Below are 4079 nucleotides of genomic sequence, written 5' to 3'. Positions count from 1 at the left end.
TCCCTATATAATGACATTTTTTCCCTTACTTCGACATAAATCAAATGGTACAGTTTATAGGACAAATATAGAACCCACTTGTAGACATTATGTTGTATGAAAAATTGAATCGAAACATGAGTTACTAGTTAGGAGGCGAAATATATTTTAACTATTTTTCAAATAGTACTTAAGGGTAGAGTGCTAAACGTTTGAAAATAGCTGGTAAATGCTTCTATGGGATGGAGGTTGTCATTTGAAAGAAAAAGATAAACTTAAGGTGAATAGGAACAACGTTAATTTTTCTAAGGATATAATATATCAAATTGTAACGGACAGATTCCATAATGGATGTCCATCATATAATCCTAAAGGGGGATTATATGATGAATCTAGGGAAAATAAAAAGAAATACTTTGGTGGAGATTGGATAGGGATTATTGAGAAATTAAATACAAACTATTTTACTGAACTAGGTGTGACGTCATTATGGATATCTCAACCGGTAGAAAACATCTTTACTCCAATAAATGATTTGGTAGGAAGTACTTCATATCATGGCTACTGGGCTCGTGATTTTAAAAGAACAAATCCTTTTTTTGGGACATTTGAAGACTTTCAAACCTTAATAACAACCGCTCATGCAAAAGATATAAAAATTATTATGGATTTTGCACCTAATCACACTTCGCCTGCATTACATGATGATGCGACCTATGCTGAAAATGGTAGATTATATGATAATGGATTGTTACTTGGTGGATACGATAATGATTACAATCATTATTTTCATCATAATGGTGGGACGGATTTTGAAGAATATGAAGACGGAGTTTATCGTAATTTATTTGATCTTGCAGATCTAAATCACCAAAATATAGCTATTGATTTGTATTTTAAAGAAGCTATTAAACTATGGCTAGACCAAGGGATAGATGGTATACGAGTTGACGCAGTAGTTCATTTTGCAAATAATAGTGGTATGAGTTTATTAGACTTTAGTTTTGCTCATAAAGTGCGTGAAGTTTTTCGAGATGGAATGGATTCCATGCATGGGTTACACAAAATGATTGAAGAAACATATCAAATTTATAATGATGTAAATAATCTTGTTACTTTTATTGATAATCATGATATGGACCGTTTTCACATTAATGGACAAAGTAAACGTAGAATAGAACAATCATTAGCATTCTTGTTAACTTCAAGGGGAATACCTTCTGTATACTATGGTACAGAGCAGTATATGGTTGGAAATGGAGATCCGAACAATCGTGGTCAAATGGAATCTTTTGATGTGAATACAGATAACTTTAAGATAATACAATCTTTATCTTCGCTTCGTAGTTTAAATTATGCACTTCCATATGGAAATACCAAAGAAAGATATATAACGGATGATATTTATGTATATGAAAGGTACTTTGGAAGTGATGTGGTATTAATAGCATTGAATCGAAATTTAACAGAAGGATATGAAATAAAAGGTGTTAAAACAATTCTTCCTTCTAGAAAGTATAAGGACATATTGGATGGCCTTTTAGATGGTGAAGCAATTAGAGTTGAAAATAATAATATAGATTCATTATGGCTTGGACCTGGGTCAGTACATGTTTGGCACCATAAAGGAGTAAATAGTATACCTTTAATAGGAACTGTGGGACATAAGATGACAACAGTTGGTCAAATAATTTGTATTGAAGGATGTGGCTTTACTTCTAAAAAAGGATCAGTATTATTTGAGGAAAAAGAGGCGGAAGTTGTTTCATGGTCACATACTAGTATAAAAGTAAAAGTTCCAGCAGTGAACGATGGTAAATATGAAATTACTGTTGTAACAGATACAGGAACTAGGAGTAATATCTATAAACATGTAGAGATCTTCAATACAAAGCAAGTTTGTATTCGATTTGTTATTGAAAATGGATATGAAATACCAGAGAGTGAAGTTTTTATAATGGGGAACACATATTCATTAGGAAATATGAATCCTTGCAAGGCAGTAGGGCCATTTTTTAATCAAATAATGTATCAATTTCCTACGGGTTATTTTGATATAAGTGTTCCGGCTGATAGCTTGCTTGAATTTAAATTTATTAGAAAGATCAATAACACACTATTGATTGAAGGCGGAGAGAATCATAAGTATCGGACCCCGAGTTTTGGAACTGGAGAAGTGGTTGTAAAGTGGCAAACTGCAGAAAAAACTATCTTGGTGGAGTCTTAACTATAGGGGGCTACTTTTTTTACAATTGTAATTAAAATCGGGGGGATTTCATTCTGGTAGCTAAAACAAAAGCTTATACTGAAAAATTCTCTAAAAAGTTAACAAAGGGTACGATTTTAAAGGGAAAACTAGAAAAGAACTGTATTAATGAAAGTGAAAAATAGAAAATTGGAGGTTACTATGGAACGAGCTTCTAAAGTGATTACGATTGAAAATTTTCATTCTGAAATACTTGAGAATAGTAGGAAAATATTCATATATTTACCGCCTGGTTATGAAAGCAATTCGTATCAAAAGTATCCTGTATTATATATGCATGCTGGGCAGCGATTGTTTGAGCCAGTAATAAAAAATGATGAATCATGGAATGTCCACAAGACGACTGATACGCTAATTTATGAAGGTAAAATTCAAGAGATAATAATAGTAGGTATAGCACATAAAAGAATCATAGAAAATAATGAGTTTTGTCATTTCATTTCACCAGATAAAAATATAGAGTGCTCAGGTTTATTATATGAAAAATTTATAATCAATGAGGTGAAACCTTACATTGATGAAAATTTTAGAACATTGACTAATGCTGAAAATACAGCTCTAATAGGGTCATCAGCAGGTGGTTTATCAACTTATAATATTGGTTTCCGCAATCCTGAAGTGTTTGGGAAAATTGGGATGTTATCTCCATTCTTTGTGAAAGTTGAAGATGATCATTCGGAATTAAAATTATATGAAATGTATGAAGGAAAAAAAGACTTGAAAATATGGATGGATATAGGTAGTGCGGAAGGTTTTTTCTTGGTAAAACATGTGAGGGATATTGCAGAAACTTTATTGAAAAATGGTTACAAATATAGAGATGATTTAATTTTTTATCAGGATCCAAATGGTGCACATTTTGAGAAAGACTGGGGAGAACGTATGCATCTACCATTAATATATTTCTTTGGAGATGTTGGTAATATAGTTAATGTTACATTAGATGGTCGAGATGTAGTTGGATTAACTGGAATGAAAGTGAAAATTAATCCAATTGTTACGTACGATAGTGGTTTTGAAATGAGTGTTTTAGATGGTGTATTTTTAGTTGATAACCCAGATGTGTTAGAGGTTATGGGGGATGGAACAATTATACCTAAGAAAATAGGAGAAGCCGAAGTTACCTTTGTGACACAAGGTGTAAAAGGAATACCTAAAAAATATAAGGTAATAGAAACATTATCAGAATTTGTAGATGTTTCTGTAACAGTCGAAGTACCTGAAAATACACCAGTTGGTGAACGAATTTATATGAGTGTAGGCATGATACTAGATAGAATAGAAAAAAATCGTTTTGCAGGAAATTTTAAAGTGCCAAGGGACCTTGCATGCAGGTTTAAGTTTTCAAGAGGCTTTAGGCTCTTTGAAGTCGATAAATTAGGACAACCTATTCCAAATAGAAAATTTAAAGCTACTAATGACTTACAGTTGAATTATACTGTTGAGAACTGGATAGGGCTGTAAAAAAATAAATATGGGGTGAGTGCTGTAGTGAAAATGAAAGAATTAATTCCAACTTTTGATGTCCCTTATTATTATTCATGCTATATACCAATTCTTCACGATAAATTAAAGAGTATGGGTAGCATTAGTTACATGAGTTTAATAGCGAATGAAGAGTTATATAGTATACCAGCATATCGTATGGATACTATCACATCAGTACCTTCTGTAGCAAGATATACACAGTTGTTAGAATATAATCAAACATTTCGTATGGAGAAACATGTATATTCTAATTTCGAAAAGGGGCTTCAATATATAAAAGAATGTTTGAATCGTCAAGAAGTATTTATTGCCTTAGGAAGCACCTTTTTTCTACCATATAGTAATG

General features: G+C 32.1%; 2 protein-coding genes and 1 pseudogene. All 3 read left to right on the top strand.

Annotation, left to right across the window (positions count from 1 at the left end; genetic code table 11):
* Positions 1-235: 235 nt before the first annotated feature.
* Entirely contained in the window at positions 236-2206 is a 1971-nt protein-coding gene (locus ABWK52_RS27015) for an alpha-amylase family glycosyl hydrolase (protein ID WP_353772266.1), read from the top strand.
* A 180-nt stretch (positions 2207-2386) separates the two neighbouring features.
* Positions 2387-3709, top strand: a complete 1323-nt coding sequence (locus ABWK52_RS27010) for an alpha/beta hydrolase (protein WP_098542119.1) — start codon at positions 2387-2389, stop codon at positions 3707-3709.
* 27 nt (positions 3710-3736) lie between these two features.
* Positions 3737-4079: pseudogene (locus ABWK52_RS27005) on the top strand (hypothetical protein); the annotation flags it as partial.

It is taken from the genome of Bacillus sp. AP50, from assembly GCF_040492675.1.
GTDB lineage: Bacteria > Bacillota > Bacilli > Bacillales > Bacillaceae_G > Bacillus_A > Bacillus_A cereus.
The sequence above is the reverse complement of the archived record's forward strand: the minus strand, read 5'-3'. Positions and strand labels throughout refer to the sequence as shown.